Genomic DNA, 255 nt, shown 5'->3' with positions numbered 1-255 from the left:
GGGTTTCCAGGCGTACACCGAAGCGCTTGATCACCGGCTGGTCGGCGACCAGGCCGCTGTCCTGCTGGTAGGCCACGGGCGCGCGTCGGGGAAACACCGTCTGGTCGTCGCCGAACACCAGCACGTGGCCGGCGGCGCTGTGCTCGAAGTGGTAGTGGATGCCTTCCTCTTCGCACAGGCGCTGGACGAAGTGCAGGTCGGACTCGTCGTACTGGGTGCAGTAGAGGCGCTCGGGATAGGACGCGCTCAGCCCGA

The 255-nt window shown here is 67.1% G+C and carries 1 protein-coding gene; it reads right to left on the bottom strand.

The genetic code is table 11. The features are described 5' to 3' along the window. The coding region (locus QMX85_RS23510; protein ID WP_282344963.1) for a contractile injection system protein, VgrG/Pvc8 family at window positions 1-255 on the bottom strand (255 nt) is incomplete at both ends.

It is taken from the genome of Pseudomonas sp. PS02288 (assembly GCF_029959715.1).
Lineage (GTDB): Bacteria > Pseudomonadota > Gammaproteobacteria > Pseudomonadales > Pseudomonadaceae > Pseudomonas_O > Pseudomonas_O kuykendallii.
This window is presented reverse-complemented; position numbering and strand designations above follow the sequence as displayed.